Source organism: Nocardia vaccinii NBRC 15922 (assembly GCF_001613305.1).
GTDB classification, from domain to species: Bacteria; Actinomycetota; Actinomycetes; order Mycobacteriales; family Mycobacteriaceae; genus Nocardia; species Nocardia vaccinii.
Genome location: NZ_BDCC01000009.1, coordinates 124232 through 140410 on the forward strand (window position 1 = coordinate 124232; position 16179 = coordinate 140410).

The 16179-nt window shown below is 66.5% G+C and carries 17 protein-coding genes; 9 read left to right on the forward strand and 8 right to left on the reverse strand.

What is annotated here, in order from left to right; genetic code table 11:
• The first annotated feature begins 2 nt into the window (after window positions 1–2).
• The 5 genes from NV1_RS05260 to NV1_RS05280 all read left to right on the forward strand — a co-directional run bounded on the left by NV1_RS05260 (window position 3) and on the right by NV1_RS05280 (window position 4772).
• A complete protein-coding gene (locus NV1_RS05260; protein WP_067886069.1) occupies window positions 3–434 on the forward strand; it encodes a succinate dehydrogenase hydrophobic membrane anchor subunit in 432 nt (143 codons plus the stop codon).
• A gap of 16 nt (window positions 435–450) precedes the next feature.
• Window positions 451–2232: a succinate dehydrogenase flavoprotein subunit gene (gene sdhA / locus NV1_RS05265; RefSeq protein ID WP_067886071.1), complete on the forward strand. Its 1782-nt coding sequence runs from the start codon at window positions 451–453 to the stop codon at window positions 2230–2232.
• A complete protein-coding gene (locus NV1_RS05270) occupies window positions 2232–3011 on the forward strand; it encodes a succinate dehydrogenase iron-sulfur subunit (protein WP_067886073.1) in 780 nt (259 codons plus the stop codon). The genes sdhA and NV1_RS05270 overlap by 1 nt, the downstream gene beginning before the upstream one ends.
• 313 nt (window positions 3012–3324) lie before the next feature.
• Window positions 3325–3759 carry a DUF2076 family protein gene (locus tag NV1_RS05275; protein ID WP_067886669.1) on the forward strand — a complete coding sequence of 145 codons (435 nt, stop codon included), beginning with the start codon at window positions 3325–3327 and terminating at the stop codon, window positions 3757–3759.
• A gap of 98 nt (window positions 3760–3857) precedes the next feature.
• Window positions 3858–4772: a phenylalanine 4-monooxygenase gene (locus NV1_RS05280; RefSeq protein ID WP_067886075.1), complete on the forward strand. Its 915-nt coding sequence runs from the start codon at window positions 3858–3860 to the stop codon at window positions 4770–4772.
• Here NV1_RS05280 and NV1_RS05285 read toward each other — a convergent pair.
• Together NV1_RS05285 and NV1_RS05290 are read right to left on the reverse strand one after the other, a co-directional pair.
• A complete protein-coding gene (locus tag NV1_RS05285) occupies window positions 4729–5241 on the reverse strand; it encodes an acyl-CoA-like ligand-binding transcription factor (protein ID WP_373864590.1) in 513 nt (170 codons plus the stop codon). The genes NV1_RS05280 and NV1_RS05285 overlap by 44 nt on opposite strands.
• 106 nt (window positions 5242–5347) lie before the next feature.
• A complete protein-coding gene (locus NV1_RS05290; protein WP_245713563.1) occupies window positions 5348–6919 on the reverse strand; it encodes an MFS transporter in 1572 nt (523 codons plus the stop codon).
• Window positions 6920–7088: 169 nt separating this feature from the next.
• Between NV1_RS05290 and NV1_RS05295 the strand changes: the two genes are divergently transcribed.
• Entirely contained in the window at window positions 7089–8429 is a 1341-nt protein-coding gene (locus NV1_RS05295; protein ID WP_084525103.1) for a D-alanyl-D-alanine carboxypeptidase family protein, read from the forward strand.
• Between the two features lie 40 nt (window positions 8430–8469).
• On the opposite strand, the gene yhjD is transcribed toward NV1_RS05295, so the two are convergent.
• Both yhjD and trpS read right to left on the reverse strand, forming a co-directional pair.
• Window positions 8470–9504 (reverse strand): inner membrane protein YhjD, encoded by a 1035-nt coding sequence (gene yhjD, locus NV1_RS05300; protein ID WP_067886676.1) that lies wholly within the window; start codon window positions 9502–9504, stop codon window positions 8470–8472.
• A 152-nt stretch (window positions 9505–9656) separates the two neighbouring features.
• On the reverse strand, window positions 9657–10682 hold the full coding sequence (gene trpS / locus NV1_RS05305) for a tryptophan--tRNA ligase (protein WP_067886077.1): 1026 nt from the start codon (window positions 10680–10682) through the stop codon (window positions 9657–9659).
• A gap of 121 nt (window positions 10683–10803) precedes the next feature.
• Between trpS and NV1_RS05310 the strand changes: the two genes are divergently transcribed.
• Window positions 10804–11220, forward strand: coding sequence for a pyridoxamine 5'-phosphate oxidase family protein (locus NV1_RS05310; RefSeq protein ID WP_067886079.1), 417 nt, complete (start codon window positions 10804–10806; stop codon window positions 11218–11220).
• A 30-nt stretch (window positions 11221–11250) separates the two neighbouring features.
• On the opposite strand, the gene NV1_RS05315 is transcribed toward NV1_RS05310, so the two are convergent.
• On the reverse strand, window positions 11251–12183 hold the full coding sequence (locus NV1_RS05315) for an oxygenase MpaB family protein (RefSeq protein WP_067886080.1): 933 nt from the start codon (window positions 12181–12183) through the stop codon (window positions 11251–11253).
• 99 nt (window positions 12184–12282) lie between these two features.
• Between NV1_RS05315 and NV1_RS05320 the strand changes: the two genes are divergently transcribed.
• Entirely contained in the window at window positions 12283–12918 is a 636-nt protein-coding gene (locus NV1_RS05320; RefSeq protein WP_067886082.1) for a TetR/AcrR family transcriptional regulator, read from the forward strand.
• Between the two features lie 34 nt (window positions 12919–12952).
• Here NV1_RS05320 and NV1_RS05325 read toward each other — a convergent pair whose 3' ends face one another.
• The 3 genes from NV1_RS05325 to NV1_RS05335 form a co-directional block, all read right to left on the reverse strand.
• Window positions 12953–13423 (reverse strand): barstar family protein, encoded by a 471-nt coding sequence (locus NV1_RS05325; RefSeq protein WP_067886678.1) that lies wholly within the window; start codon window positions 13421–13423, stop codon window positions 12953–12955.
• Window positions 13424–13470: 47 nt separating this feature from the next.
• Window positions 13471–13938, reverse strand: a complete 468-nt coding sequence (locus tag NV1_RS05330; RefSeq protein ID WP_067886085.1) for a guanyl-specific ribonuclease — start codon at window positions 13936–13938, stop codon at window positions 13471–13473.
• A gap of 533 nt (window positions 13939–14471) precedes the next feature.
• Complete coding sequence (locus NV1_RS05335) at window positions 14472–15260, reverse strand: exodeoxyribonuclease III (RefSeq protein ID WP_245713564.1); 789 nt, start codon at window positions 15258–15260, stop codon at window positions 14472–14474.
• Window positions 15261–15323: 63 nt separating this feature from the next.
• On the opposite strand from NV1_RS05335, the gene ephH reads away from it, so the two are divergent.
• Complete coding sequence (ephH, locus tag NV1_RS05340; protein WP_245713565.1) at window positions 15324–16172, forward strand: epoxide hydrolase EphH; 849 nt, start codon at window positions 15324–15326, stop codon at window positions 16170–16172.
• Window positions 16173–16179 lie beyond the last annotated feature (7 nt).

The window sequence follows — 16179 nt, forward strand, 5'->3', positions numbered from 1 at the left end:
CAATGACCGCACCTGTCCTCGGCAAGTCCTACGACCGCCCCGCCAGCCTCGACGCGCCCCGCGCGCCGCGTCGCGCCTCGGGTAACAACTTCGAGAAGTACGCGTGGCTGTTCATGCGCTTCTCCGGAATCCTGCTGATCGTGCTGGTCCTGGGCCACATGACGATCATGCTGATGCTCGACGGCGGCGTGAAGCGGCTCAACTTCGGCTTCGTGGCCGGGCGCTGGGCCAGCCCGTTCTGGCAGATCTGGGACCTGACCATGCTGTGGCTGGCTCAGCTGCACGGCGGCAACGGTCTGCGCACCGTCATCGACGACTACTCCCGCAAGGATTCCACCCGGTTCTGGCTCAAGAGCCTGCTGGCCGTCGCGATGATCCTGATCATGGGCGTGGGCACCTACGTCATCTTCACCTTCGACCCCAACATCAGTTAGGAACAGGCCTCCAGCGATGACTGAATCCCCGATTGAGGAACACCGCTACGACGTCGTGATCGTCGGCGCCGGCGGCGCCGGCATGCGCGCGGCGATCGAGGCCGGTCCCCGGGTGCGCACCGCGGTCCTGACCAAGCTCTACCCCACCCGCAGCCACACCGGCGCGGCCCAGGGCGGCATGTGCGCCGCACTGGCGAACGTGGAGGAAGACAACTGGGAATGGCACACCTTCGACACCGTCAAGGGTGGTGACTACCTGGTCGACCAGGACGCCGCGGAGATCATGGCCAAGGAGGCCATCGACGCGGTGCTGGACCTGGAGAAGATGGGCCTGCCGTTCAACCGGACCCCCGAGGGCCGGATCGACCAGCGCCGCTTCGGCGGGCACACCCGCGACCACGGCAAGGCGCCGGTGCGGCGCGCGTGCTACGCCGCGGACCGCACCGGTCACATGATCCTGCAGACGCTGTACCAGAACTGCGTCAAGCACGACGTGGAGTTCTACAACGAGTTCTACGTACTGGACCTGCTGCTCACCGACACCGACCGCGGCCCGGTCGCGACCGGGGTGGTCGCCTACGAGCTGGCCACCGGCAAACTGCACGTCTTCCACGCCAAGGCGATCATCTTCGCCACGGGTGGTTCGGGCCGGATGTACAAGACCACCTCCAACGCGCACACGCTGACCGGCGACGGTATGGCGATCGTGTTCCGCAAGGGACTTCCCTTGGAGGACATGGAATTCCACCAGTTTCATCCGACGGGCCTGGCCGGTCTCGGCATCCTCATCTCCGAGGCGGTCCGCGGCGAGGGCGGCATCCTGCGCAACGCCTCGGGCGAGCGGTTCATGGAGCGCTACGCGCCGACCATCAAGGACCTCGCCCCCCGCGACATCGTCGCCCGGTCGATGGTCCTGGAGGTGGCCGAGGGCCGCGGCGGCGGGCCGAACAAGGATTACGTCTTCATCGACGTGACCCACCTCGGTGAGGACGTGCTCGAGGAGAAGCTGCCCGACATCACCGAGTTCTCCCGCACCTACCTGGGTGTGGACCCGGTCAAGGAGCCGGTGCCGGTCATGCCGACCTGCCACTACGTGATGGGTGGCATCCCCACCCGGATCCGCGGCGAGGTGCTGCGCAACAACACCGACGTGGTGCCGGGCCTGTACGCCGCCGGTGAGTGCGCCTGCGTCTCCGTGCACGGCTCGAACCGCCTGGGCACCAACTCGCTGCTGGACATCAACGTGTTCGGCCGCCGTGCGGGCATCGCCGCCGCGGAGTACGCCCAGCGCCACGACTTCGTGGAGCTGCCGTCCGAACCCGCGACGATGGTGCAGAACTGGCTGGCCAACCTGCTGTCCGAGCACGGCGACGAGCGCGTCGCCGATATCCGCGGCGAGCTGCAGGCGACCATGGATGCCAATGCCGGTGTGTTCCGCACCGAGGACACGCTGAAGAAGGTGCTCACCGATATCCACGGATTCAAGGAGCGCTACGAGCGGATCACCGTGCAGGACAAGGGCAAGCGCTACAACAGCGACCTGCTCGAGGCCGTCGAACTGGGCTTCCTGCTGGAATTGGCAGAGGTGACCGTGGTGGGCGCGCTGAACCGCAAGGAGTCGCGCGGTGGCCACGCCCGCGAGGACTACCCGAACCGCGACGACACCAACTTCATGCGCCACACCATGGCGTACAAGCAGGTCGATCCCGGTGCGCCGGCGGAGTTGATCGCCGACATCCGGCTGGACTTCAAACCGGTCGTGCAGACCCGTTACGAGCCGATGGAGCGTAAGTACTGATGACTGCTGTAATCGATAGCACTGCAGCGACTCCTCAGAAGGCGGCCCCCGTTCCGGACGGGTCGGTCATGGTCACCGTGAAGGTGGCCCGGTTCAACCCGGAGGACGACCGGGGCGCGCACTGGGATTCCTTCCAGGTTCCGGTGCTGCCCACGGACCGCTTCCTGAACGTGCTCATCTACATCAAGTCCTATCTGGACGGCACGCTGACCTTCCGCCGGTCCTGTGCACACGGTGTCTGCGGTTCGGACGCCATGCGCATCAACGGCGTGAACCGGCTGGCGTGCAAGGTGCTGATGCGCGACATGCTGCCCAAGAACGGCAAAACCCTCACCATGACCGTCGAACCCATCCGCGGCCTGCCCGTGGAGAAGGACCTCGTGGTCAACATGGAGCCGTTCTTCGACGCCTTCCGCGCGGTCAAGCCGTACCTGATCACCTCGGGTAACGAGCCCACCCGCGAGCGCATCCAGTCCCAGACCGACCGGCACCGGTTCGACGACACCACCAAGTGCATCCTGTGCGCCTGCTGCACCACCTCGTGCCCGGTGTACTGGAACGACGGCAGCTACTTCGGCCCGGCCGCGATCGTGAACGCGCACCGCTTCATCTTCGACAGCCGTGACGAGGGCGCCCGCGAGCGCCTGGACATCCTCAACGACGTCGAAGGCGTATGGCGCTGCCGCACCACCTTCAACTGCACCGATGCCTGCCCCCGCGGCATCGAGGTGACCAAGGCGATCCAGGAGGTCAAGCGCGCACTGCTGTTCGCGCGGTAACGACTCCGCTCCGGACTCGCCCGGAAAGGTAAACGCCCCGAAGGCCGCTCACATCATCGGATGTGAGCGGCCTTCGTCCATGCCACGATGCGGACCGCGACGGTGTCGGAACGCTCATATTAAATGGGTACCAGCGGATTCCGGCTGCGATGGCGGCCTGCCCTGTGCCACGCACGCGATGACGGTGGTCACACAGCCCATCGGCGGTGGCGTGGGCGGGAACTCCGCGGCCGGCACCCGGCGTTGGCAGTGCAGATCTATTCGACGCTCGATTCCGTACGGGGACGGGCGTATTCATAGTGAGGACAGTGCCGTGATCTGCTTCTTCGATTCCGCCCACGGCCAGGCGACCACGCAAGCGATGTGGCAACCGCAGTGGGGCGTGCCGCGGCCCGTCGAGGTCTGCCAGATGTGTGCGCAACGCATTCAGACCACGCAGCCGCCCTACTATCAGCCCGTACAGCAGGGGTATCCCCAGCCTGGTTACCCCCAGCCTGGTTACCCGCAGCCCGGCTATCCCCAGCAGGGTTATCCGCAGCAGGGCTATCCGGCCCAGCCCGGTTATCCGGCCCAGCGTCAGGGACACAGCACCGCCGCCGTGGTCGGCGCGGGTGCGGCGGGCGTGGTCGGTGGCATGCTGCTCGGCGAGATGCTCTTCGACGACGACCAGGATTCCGAACGCGCCTACGAACGCGGTTTCGAGGACGGCGAATACGCCGACGAACGCCGGGACGACGGCTTCTTCTGATGGCCCCGAACGTCGGCGGGCAACGGGTCATCTAGTCAATTTGACAAGGTAATCGACCTTTTATTGTCGGCTGAGCTCAGCAGTGATTGCATCTAGATATGTTCACCGAAGCTCAGCTGTACTCGCCGGTCACCAGGGGCGCCGACGGCGATGTGACCGTGCACCTGAGCGACGAGCATCCCGGCGTGCACGATCCCGCCTACCGGGCTCGTCGCAACGCGATCGCGGCACGGGCGCTGGCCCACCGGCGAGGCGAGCCGACGCCCCGGATCGATTACACCGAGGACGAACAACGGGTGTGGCGGATCGCCTCGGCCGAGCTGTCCCGCAAACACCAGGCGTACGCGTCCGCGGAGGTGCTCGCGGGCGCACAGCGGCTCGGCCTGCCGCACGATCACATACCGCAACTCGACGAGGTGTCCGCACAACTGGTGCCGCTCAGCGGTTTTCGCTACCTGCCCGCGGCGGGGCTGGTCCCGCTGCGGGAATTCTTCGGCTCCTTCGCCGACCGCGTCTTCCATTCCACCCAGTACATCCGGCATCATTCGGCTCCGCTCTACACGCCCGAACCCGATGCGATCCACGAAATCATCGGCCATGCCAATCAATTGGCGAGCCCCCGGTTCGCCGCGATCTACGCCGAGGTCGGCGCGGCGGTGGCTCGGCTGGAAACCGATGCGGCATTGAAGTTCCTGGCCGACGTGTTCTGGTTCTCGATGGAATTCGGCGTGGTCCGCGAACATGGCGAGATCCGCTGCTACGGCGCGGGTCTGCTGTCCTCGTACGGTGAGATCGAGGAGTTCCGCACCGCCGAACTGCGACCGCTGAACGTGCGCGAGATGGGCACCGCGGCCTACGACATAACTCGCTATCAGCCCGTGTTGTATTGTGCGGCTTCGATTTCCGAGATCGAGGATGTGGTCGGCGGATTCTTCGCCACGGTGACCGACGATATCGTCGCGCAGCGGACTACAGTCGCATACCGGACTCGAGGAAGTCGGCGACCTGCTTGATCTTCGCCATGTCCAGTCCCAGCCCGGTGGTGGCGTCGAACGTGGTGCTCATCGCGCCGATCATCGCGCCCGCGAACGCGCGGACCTCCAATTCGTCGGCGGAACGTCCGGTCCGGTCCGCGACCAACCGAGCGACCAGACGCACATTGCGCTCGGTCTCGCGCGCGATGACGCTGGCCAGCTCCGGCACCGTGTAGATCAGCGTCATCCGTTGGTATTCGAATTCCAGGTCATCCGGCTCGAGCGATTCGAAGACCTCGATGGTGGCGCGAACGAACGCGCGCAGCGGAGACAGATCCGCGGGTTGCGCCTCGACCGCCCGGATCATCAGCGGGTCCAGATCGTCGGCGATGGCTACCTGCTCCTTGGACGGGAAGTAGCGGAAGAACGTACTCGGCGAGATGTCCGCGGCCTCCGCGATCTGTTCGACCGTCGTCTCGGCGTACCCCTGCTCCCGGAACAGCCGCATGGCCTCGGTCCGGATCGTGCGGCGGGTGCGTTCCTTCTTGCGCTCGCGCAGGCCTGTCCGGGGCGAACTCGTCCCGGCACGGGCCTGCGCCGGCGGTGCCTTCGACTCAGCCGACATGTAGCGATTCTCCCGCATGGTCCGCGGTCCGCGCGGACGACGCCCCACCGCGGGTACTGATCGCGGCGACGACGGCCGCGATCAGGCAGATTCCCGCGCACACCCACAGCATCGCACCCATACCGCCGACAAAGGCCGATTGCACTTTGCCGAGCATCACACCGTCTCCGAGTTTGTGTGCGACCGCCACACCCCCGCTGACGCCGTCCGAGATCGGCGAATGGTCGTAGCCGCCCAGTTGGGCGCGGTACCGCGTGGCCAGCACGGTCCCCAGGACCGCGACGCCGATCGTCCCACCGGCCTGTCGCAGCGCCTGGATCAGCGCGGAGCCCGAACCGGATCGCTCGGCGTCCAGTTCACCCATCGCCATCCCCATCGCGGCGGGCATCACGAATCCCATCCCGGCCCCGAGCAGCGTGATCCACAACGCGGTATATCCGTAGCCGCTGCTCACCGTGGTCAGCGCGCCGACCACCAGACCGCCCGCCAGCAGCAGGAATCCGGCGACCAGTACGACGCGAAGCCCGGCCCTCGGCAGCAGCTTGTCCACCAGCCGGGTGCCGACCAGCAGCCCGCCGATCAACGGCAGCAGCCGCAACCCGCTGCCGAGCGAATCCACCCCCAGCACCGCCTGGAAGTACTGCGGCACGGTGAAGAACATTCCGAACATCGCGAAGTTGATCACAATGGAATACATTGTCCCCCAGCGGAATCCGTTCACCCCGAACAGACCGAGATCGACCAGGGGATGATCGGTGCGGCGCTGCCACCCGGTGAAGAGCCCCAGCACCACCGCGCCCGCCGCGACCGCACTCCAGCCCAGCGCATCGCCCCAGCCCTGTCCGCCCAGGCGGATGAAACCGTAGGTGAGCCCGAGCATTCCGGCCGCGGACAGCGCGACGCCGAGCAGATCGATCCGGAAGACCTTCTCGCTGCGCGATTCCGGAACCAGCAGGGCCACCGCGATCAGCCCGATCAGGATCATCGGGACGTTGATCAGGAAGACCGAGCCCCACCAGAAGTTCCGCAGCAGCCAGCCGCCGACGATCGGCCCCAGCGGCATGCCGATCGCGCTCGACGTGACCCAAACCGTCAGCGCCCGTTGCAGATCGGCCTTCTCGGGGAACAGCGCCGGGAGCACCGACATCGACAGCGGCATCATCGCGGCGGCGGCCAGGCCCAGCGTCGCTCGCGCGGCGATCAGCTCACCGGACGAGGTCGCCAGCGCGCACCACAGCGAGGCCCCGCCGAACACGACCAGCGCGGCGAGCAGAAAACGCTTGCGGCCGTATCGATCTCCGAGCGCACCAGCGGGCAGCATGAGTGCGGCCAGGACCAGCGTGTACGCCGTGGTGAACCACTGCAGGGCCGAGGTGCCGGCATGCAACTCGACCGAGATGGTGGGCAGGGCCACCACCAGCACAGTCGTATCCAGACCGATCGCTAGCAGGGCTGTCGCGAGCGCTCCCAGCGCGAGCCAGCGCGCCCGGCCGGACGACTGTGCCGCCACCCCTGACGCCCCGGCGAGGGGGCCGCTGTCGTGCGCGTCCATTGCCTTCATGACAGTTCCAATCGTTTGGATGTTTCATTATTTTGATAGTAGCTCTCATTTTGTAGAAGATGTCAATACTCGACTGGAACGGGGATGTCCCGAGCACGCCATCGCCGGAACCCGATACTCGGCCAGCTCACAGCCACGCCGGGATCGGTTCCGCATAAGCTCGACGGCGATGCGCACTCGAACACCTCGGCCCGACAGCCGCACCAGCACTTCGCGCGCGAGCCGACGCCCGCGCGCCTGCCTCGCCGTCGCTCTGGCCGCCGGACTCGTGGCCGCCACCGCTGCGACCGGCGTCGCGGTCTCCGGCACGGCGGCCGCGCAGCCGACCGGAACCTCGGTTCCCTTCGTCACCCCGAACACCGATTCCTGCCCGGATCGAATCGCCCCGCCGCCGCCGATCGACGAATCCGAGGTCCCGGAACCGGGCCAGACCGTGCCCAAGCCGCTGCCCGTACCCGCGACCCCGGTCGGCGGCGGCAAACTCGGTGGCTGCGGCGTACTGCTGCCCGGCGGCGCGCCACCGGCGCCGAAGGAGATCTCCGCGACGGCCTGGGTGATCGCCGATCTGGACACCGGCAAGGTGCTGGCCGCGAAGGATCCGCACGGCCGCTACCGCCCCGCCTCGACGATGAAGACGCTGCTGGCCGCGGTCGCGCTACCGCAACTCGAGCTGAACAAGGTCGTGATCGGCACCCAGGACGACGCGAACGCCGACGGCACCCGAGTGGGTATCGGCGCCGGCGGCCGCTATACCAACGACCAGCTCCTGCACGCCCTGCTGATGTGCTCGGGCAACGACGCGGCGCACGCCATCGCCATGGAATTGGGCGGTGTGGACGCGACTCTGCGGCAGATGGACGCGAAGGCCGCGGAACTGCACGCCCTGGACACCCGGGCGGCGACCCCGTCCGGCCTGGACGGGCCGGGGATGAGTATTTCGGCCTACGACCTGGCCACCATATTCCGCCACGATATGACGATCCCTGCTTTCGCCGACATCGTGCACACCGAGCAGTACAACTTCCCCGGCTTCCCGGCCGATCCGAAGATTCCCGGCGACAAAGACCACCCCGGCTTCCCCATCGCCAACGACAACCGGCTGCTCTACGACTACGACGGCGACCTCGGCGGTAAGACCGGCTACACCGACGACGCCCGGCAGACCTTCGTCACGGCGGCGCAGCGGGGCGGCCACCGCCTGGTCGTCACCATGCTGAAGGCCGACGTCCTGCCGATCCGCCCACCCGAACAGGCCGCCCGCCTGCTCGACTACGGCTTCTCGCTCCCGGCGGGCGCGAATATCGGTTCCCTTCCGGGCTCCGACACCGACCAGTCCCCCACTCCCACCGCGGCCCTGGCCACCCCGCCGGCGCGCGGCGTCGGCGCATCGGCGCCGGCTGCGAACCACAGCCACGAAAGCCTGCGGACGACCCTGATCGTGGTCGGCCTGGCCGTTGTGCTGATCCTGGTCGTTCTGGCCTGGCGGATCAGCGGCCGCGCCCGGCGTTGACTCGGTCGGCGCCATCCGGATAACCGAAACGCGCCGGGAATCAACGGCTTTCGATCGACGACCGCTTCGCCCGACGCAATCGGGGCAGCAGTGTCGCGGTGGCCGCACCCACGCCGAACAACACCGCGCCCGTCTTCGCGGTCATCCCGGCCGACATCCGCGGCTGAATCACCGCGGGGCCGGGCGGTGGCACTTCGGCCTCGAGGATGTTCTCACGGGCCGTGGCCGCCCAGGCGGTAGCGAACAGGATGATGCGCGCGGTGATGTAAGCGAAGACCATCAGACCCAGGATCGGCCCGAAGGCGACACCCGCCGGGCTGGTCAGGACCTGTTTGAGGTAGTAGCTGGCGACCTGTTTCCACACCTCGAAGGCAATCGCCGCGATCAACGCCGCCTTACCCGCGCTGATCAGGGTGACCGGCTGGCGCGGCAGGCGCGCGATCACCCAGGCGAATACCGCCCAGGACGCGAGCACCGCCAGGACCAGCGACAATATCGTGAGCAGCAGGCCGACACCGGGGGCGTTCCGCAGGTGGATCACGGTGAGCAGCTGGTGGCCCAGATCGCTCGTGGCCAGCGCCGACAATCCGAACGAGATCACCAGCGCGACACCGAGGCCGAGCAGCGCTATCACATCGGAGAGTTTGGTTCGAAACCAATTACCTTGCGGTGCTTGCTGTTCCCACTGCTCGGTCAACGCGGCACGCAGGTTCGCCATCCAGCCCAGCCCGGCGTAGAACGCGCCGACCAGACCGATGATCCCGACGCTGGTGCGGGATTTGACGGCCTGATCGACCAGACTGTTGACCTGATCGCCCAGCGATCCGGGAATATTCGCGACGATCTTGTCCTGCATCTCCGTCAGCAGATGCGGATTGTGCGACAGCACGAATCCGGCCACCGCGAAGGCGACCATCAGCATCGGAAACAGCGACAGCACAGTGAAGTACGTGATTCCGGCCGCGTAGTAGTCGCCGCGCTGGCGCTGATAACTGGCGCCGGCCCGGACCAGGTGGTCCAGCCAGGGGCGGGTCCGGACCGCGCCCGAGATCCGCGCCTTGATCCCGTCGAACACCCAACCTCCCGCAACCGCTCGGATGTCCGCGGCGGGCGCCGACTTCAGCACACCAACCCGCACGGACGGTAACTCGACTGGTCGATCTTCGCTCAGGGCATACCCGCACGGGCCCCGGCTACGCCCGCGAGGCCCACTCTTCTCGCACGGATTCAGCGGGCCAGGAAGCCCACTCGGTCGTACACCTGCGTGAGAGTGTTGCCGGCGATCTCCCGCGCCCGTTCCGCTCCGGCGGCGAGGATGCGATCGAGTTCGCCCTGATCGCCCATATACTCTTGCACCTTCGCCTGTAGCGGAGTGACGAATTCCACCAGAGCGTCGGCAACATCGCCTTTGAGCTCGCCGTATCCCTTGCCGACATAATCCTTTTCGAGTGTCACGATCGGCGTGTCGGTGAGCGAGGACAGGATCACCAGCAGATTGCTCACGCCCGGTTTGGTCTCCGGGTCGTAGCGGATCTCGCGCTCGGTGTCGGTCACCGCGGAGCGGATCTTCTTCGCCGACACCTTCGGATCGTCGAGCAGATTGAGCAGGCCCGCGTCGGTGGCGGCCGACTTGCTCATCTTCGCGGTGGGATCCTGCAGATCGTAGATCTTGGCGGTACCGGACACGATGTGCGCGTCGGGAACCACGAAGGTCTTCTTGAAGCGAGTGTTGAAGCGCTGGGCCAGATTCCGGGTCAGCTCGAGGTGCTGGCGCTGATCTTCGCCGACCGGAACCAGGTGCGGGCGGTACAGCAGGATGTCCGCGGCCATCAGCACCGGATAGGTGAACAGGCCGACCGTCGCGTTTTCCGCGCCCTGCTTGGCGGACTTGTCCTTGAACTGCGTCATTCGGCTGGCCTCGCCGAATCCGGTGATACAGCTCAACACCCAGGTCAGCTCGGCGTGCTCGGGCACCTGGCTCTGCACGAACAGCGTCGAGCGCTTCGGGTCGATGCCCAGCGCCAGCAGCTGCGCCGCCGCGCGCTTGGTGCGATTGCGCAACTGCTTGGGATCCTGCGGGACGGTGATGGCGTGCAGATCCGGAATGAAGTAGAGCGCCTCGAAATCCTCTTGCAACTGCACCCAATACTGCAGCGCGCCAAGGTAATTGCCGAGGTGAAAGGAATCACTCGTCGGCTGGATCCCGGACAGGACCCGCTGCTTGCGCTCACTGGTTGGTGCAGGACTCGACATAGGGCGATCCTAGCTCCCCGGCCTACCCGGGAATTCAGCGTGCCGCAGGCGTGACGCTGATAGTTTGCCATGTAGTCGCAACATTTGCCGCCGCGTGGCCCCTTACATCCGAAGGAGCGATATGAGCAGTGACGCAGAAGATGGACAGCTGAAAGAAGTGCTGTCAGTCGACGATTGCTGGGATTTGCTCGCCAGCGAGCAGCTCGGCCGGCTGATCACCATTGCCGGCGGTCGGCCGGAGATCTTTCCCGTGAACTACGGCATTTCCGGCCGCGCCGTCTACTTCAAGTCGGCGGAGGGCAGCAAGCTGGCGAGCGTGGCCGTCGCTCCGAAGGTCGCGTTCGAGGTCGACCACCGGGCCGATCGGGTCGCCTGGAGCGTCGTGATACACGGAGCCGCCCGTCTCGTTCAGTCGTTCGGTGAGATGGCGGCGCTCGATGAACTGGGGATCACCCCCTGGGAACTCGGCGGCAAGTACAACTATGTCGCGATCACGGCCGATGAGATCACCGGGCGCCGATTGTTCCGCACCGACTGATCGTCGCAGCTTGCGCGGCGGTTCCCCGGTTCAGACCGCATGCCGTTCGGCGTAGCTGCGGGGATCCACCCCGGGCATGCTGGGGCGGCCCGAGCCGACGAGTTCCTTTTCGCGACGACCGAGCATGCGGTAGACCGGGGCGCTGGGGCCGGCCAGGGTGCCGTGCAGGACACGTGGAGTCAGGGGTACGGAGGTGTGGGCGGTGCGGACCGCGCGGGACAGGGTGCGGAAGGCCAACTCCTCGCGGCGGCCCCAGCGGATGTCGTACATCTCGCGGATACGCGGCGGCAGGCTGCCCTGGACCAGCAGATGCACGCTGTTCACGACCTGGTTCAGCGGGAGCGGCAGTGGATAGGGCACCTGCTGCCCGGCCAGATACGAGCCGACCAGGCGGGCCTCGTCGGTGAGGTACAGCGCCTCGGACGCGAGATAGCCATCGAAATAGCGGCGGAATCCCGGATAGCTCGCGGGCGCGGACTCGCGCGGCATGCCGAAGAGTTCGCCCCAGTACACGTAGTCCTGATACAGATCCTCGCGCTCGGTCGCGGTGAGCCTGCGGACCAGCAGATCGTGCATCACCTCGGCGGAGTCGAAGGTGAAGGCCATGGTCATGAACATCAGATGCGGATCGTGCGCGGAATAGGCCGTCCCCGCGGGGTGCTGCGCGCCGGCGTCCTCGGGCAGCTCGCCGTGCACCTTCGCATGTTTCTTGTCGGTGTACGAGCGCGCCCGATCGGCCTCGGCCTTGCTGCCGAGTGCGACGGCCTCGAACAACCGCCCGGTGATGGCCAACCGGGTGTACGGCGTCGTGCGGTGCGCGGTGTGCTCCGCGGTCCCGACGTACAGCAGCGGATTCACCGCTCCGACGACCAGCGCGCGCTGCCCGTAGGTGAGGCCGACCGCCCGCTTGCGCATGACACGGCGAATCATCGAATCGTCGGCGAAATAACCGGACTCGGGCATCGTTGCCTCCTCGTTCGAAACATCTGGCAAAAGCATCCCCCAGATCGACAATTCTGGCAATGGCAAGAACCAGAATTGTCGGCATGACAGAATCGACGGATGGCAGCGCAACGCACCTACGGCGGAGTCTCCGCGCAGGAACGCCGCGCCCAGCGCCGCGCCGCCCTGCTCGAGGCCGCACTCGACATCATCGGCACCGAGGGCCTGGACCGCCTGACCGTGGCCGGGCTGTGCACCCGAGCCGGGCTGAACGAGCGCTACTACTACGAGAATTTCGACGGCCGCGATGCCGTGCTGATCGCGCTGTTCGACGGCATCGCCGAGGAACTCGCCACGGCCATCCTGGCCGCGGCGCAGGACGCGCCCACCGACACCTACGGACGCGCGCACGCGGCCATCGCCGCGGGTATCCACGTTCTCACCGACGATCCGCGCAAGGCGCAGATCGCGCTGATCATCAGCGCCGCGACCCCCGAGCTGCGCGCCCGGACCATGGACTCGATCCGCGGTTTCGCCGGTCTCGTCGCCGCCGAGGGCAGCAACTTCTACGCCATCGCCGGACCGAATGCGGACCCCTCGATCGGCTTCCGCGCCACCTACCTCGTCGGCGGTCTGGTGCAGACCCTGACCAGCTGGCTGCACGGCGATCTGCCGATGACCCGCGATCAGCTCATCGATCACACCACCGAGGTGTTCGTCCTGCTGGGCGAGGATCTGGCCCGGCGCCTGCGCTGAGCGCCCTCTGTCGTACCGAGCGCGGTCTACCGCCTCACACGCTGAGCGCGACCACCGGCAGCCCCTCCGGCGCGGACTGCAGTACGACGCGGAACAAGCCCTGGTGTGCGGACCAGTATCGCGCGCAATCGGTCATCGCCGAGACGAACCAGGCGCGTTCGGCGGACCGCTCGGCCAGCAGCTGCGCCGAATCACGCACGACCGCAACGTATCCCGGTGCCGGACCGACGAATTCGTCCAGATCCCGCAGACATTCGTCGAAGGCGTCCTTGTTCTGCCCGAAGTAGTACGGGAATTGGAAGGCCGCGGCGAACTCGTCGAATACGCCCGCGAGGGTGCGCATCTTCGACCCGCGCAACTCGCGCACGACATAACCCTCCGGAGCCCGGAACCGCACGCCGCTGAATCCGGCCGCGTCGACGGTCAGCGAACCCAGGACCGACGCGGTGGACGCATCCGGCTCCGTACCGGTCAGAAAGTGTGCGAGCGTGATCGCCTCACCCATCGAGAGCATCCCTTTCGAAAACCGCCGCGAGACCCGTTCCGAGCCCGTCAGCGCATCCTGGTGAACGTCTTGTAGTGGTCGCCGGTGTAGTAGGCCGACCCGTCGCTGCCGGTGATGATGCGTTCGGCATCGCGGGTCTGGCCGCGCTTCTTGGGGTTGACATCCCATTCCCGGTAGCTGATCGCCTTCCCCGAGGAATCGGTCTCGGGCAGTGAGCCGCCGCGGTTCATCCACTGATCGCCGCCCTTGGTGCCGGGAGCGTTCGCCGAACCGGGCCAGCGACCCGCATCGATCTCGGTCAATGTCCGATAGGCGTGGTCGGGCACACCCGCGGCACGACTGGTAACCGGCGCCGCGGTCCCCTTCACCTGCACCGCCGCCGCCTTCGAGGACGAGGCCGCCCCCGACGACGACTGCGACGAATGCCCATGCGAAACCAGTAGCCCGACCACGATCACGACAACGACCGCCCCGAGCCCGAGCAAACTCTGAATCTTCTTGCCGGACACCTTCATCGGCACCGCACCGCCACACAGGCATGGTCGGATTCCGCGATGCGGGCCAAGTTACGCGCCCCGACGGCTGCACGACTATCGGTCATGACAACCGAATCTACGTCACCTGACCATCAGCGCAACACAGCCGCAACGTCGACGCGCATACACGCGCACGGACGAAGCATGAGATCCGACAGACGCTGGAGCCGCGATCGAGGCAGTCCTCCATCGGAGTAAACGTCGCGGCAAAGCAAGCCACAGCGTGTGGGAATGTCCCAGCGGGAAGCACCCGGCCACGATCCCGGACGGCCACGTCTCCAGCCGACCGGGAGTGGTCCGCAGTCGCAAGGCAATCGCCGACTGCGACTGTCGCTGAGAGCTGATCAACTCGAAGCTCGTCGGGTCGACGGTGGCACCCGAAGCGGTACTCGAGGCAGTTCGTACGTGAGCGAAAGCGCGAGGCCGGATATTCACACTCGGGACGGACCGACCCGCACAAGGCTGAGCGACTCACCACTGCTTCTCGACCCGAATTCCGTTACCGGACAGGCTCAGCGGTACTGCACCGTCACCGGGGCGTGGTCGGACCAGCGCAGGTGGTAGTCGGGGGCGCGTTCGACGACGGCCTGTTTGGCGCGGGCGGCTATCTCGCCGCGGGCGAGTTGGTAATCAATTCTCCAGCCGGCGTCGTTGTCGAAGGCCCGGCCGCGGTAGGACCACCAGCTGTACGGACCGGGGACTCCGGGGTGCAGGGTGCGGACGACGTCCACGTAGCCCGCGGCGATCATCTCGTCGAGCCAGGCGCGTTCGCCGGGGAGGAAACCCGCGTTCTTGATGTTGCCCTTCCAGTTCTTGATGTCCAGTTCGGTGTGTGCGACGTTCCAGTCGCCGGTGATCACGAAATTGCCGGTCTGCGCCTTCATATGTGCGCCGAGCTCGGCCAGGAAGCGGTACTTCTCGTCCTGCAGCGGCGTATCGGCCTCGCCGGTGTGCACGTAGACGCTGGCTACGGTGAGTTCGTCGAATTCGGCCTCGATGTAGCGGCCGAGTCCGTCGAATTCCGCACTGCCGAATCCGATTCGCACCGCCACCGGCTCCCGACGGGACAGGATCGCGACTCCGGCGCGGCCCTTCGTGCCCGGCTCGGCAAGTGCGAGATGCCATCCGGCATCGAGAGCGGGCCCCAGGGCCTTGCGAGTCTGCTCATCGGTCGCGCGCGTCTCCTGCAGGCAGATGACGTCGGCCTCGGTGGCCGCGAGCCACTCGAGCATTCCTTTACCCGTCTTACCGGTGGCCGCGCGCACCCCGTTCACGTTGATCGTACTGATGATATTGGCCACCGGAAGACCGTACAATGCTGGTCAGACACACTCCCTGCGGACACCGTCGTCCAGGAAGGGGTGATGACGATGATGTCAGGCACCGCCCCGCTCATGCCGACCAAAGCCCTGCACACGGGCTCGGGCGACCCCCTTCTGCTACTGCACGGATTCATGCTCTCCCCGCATTGCTGGGAATCCGTGGCGCAGCGACTGTCCAGCACCTGCGAGGTGTACGCCCCGGCCCTGCGCGGCCACTGGGGCGGCCCCGCCCTCGACGGCTGGCGCGTCGACATCGCCACACTCGCCGATCAGATCGAGGATCAAATCGACGAATTGGGTTGGCGCACTTGTCATATCGCGGGCAATTCACTCGGCGGCTGGGTCGGCTTCGAACTCGCCCGCCGCGGCCGGGCCCGGACCCTGACCGCGATCGCTCCGGCCGGCGGCTGGGCGAGCCCGTCACTGATGCAGATCCGGGTCGGCCTGAAATTCCTTTCGCTGGTACCGGTGGTGCAGGTCGGCAGGCGGGTCGGAAGTTCGATCGGATTGAGCGCTCCGGCAAGGCAATTCGCGGCCATGATCCTGAGCAAGAACACCTCGGCGGTGCCGCGGCGACTGCTGGAGGCGGCACTCACCTCGGCGATGAACTGCCCGGCGATGCTACCCCTGCTCACCGGCGGACTCCGGATGCCGGCACTCGAGGACATGTCCACACTGCGCACGCCGGTGCGCCTGCTGATGTGCGAGAACGACCGGGTGATCCCGAATCAGCCCTATGCACAACGATTCCTGCGTGAACTGCCCGAAGCCTCCGATCGGATACTGATGCACGGGGTCGGGCATGTACCGATGCTGGAGGCTCCGGACCGGATCGCCACGCTGATCGCGGAGCACGTCTACGCCAGCAGGACACATCTACGAGCTGTGTAATCGGCGT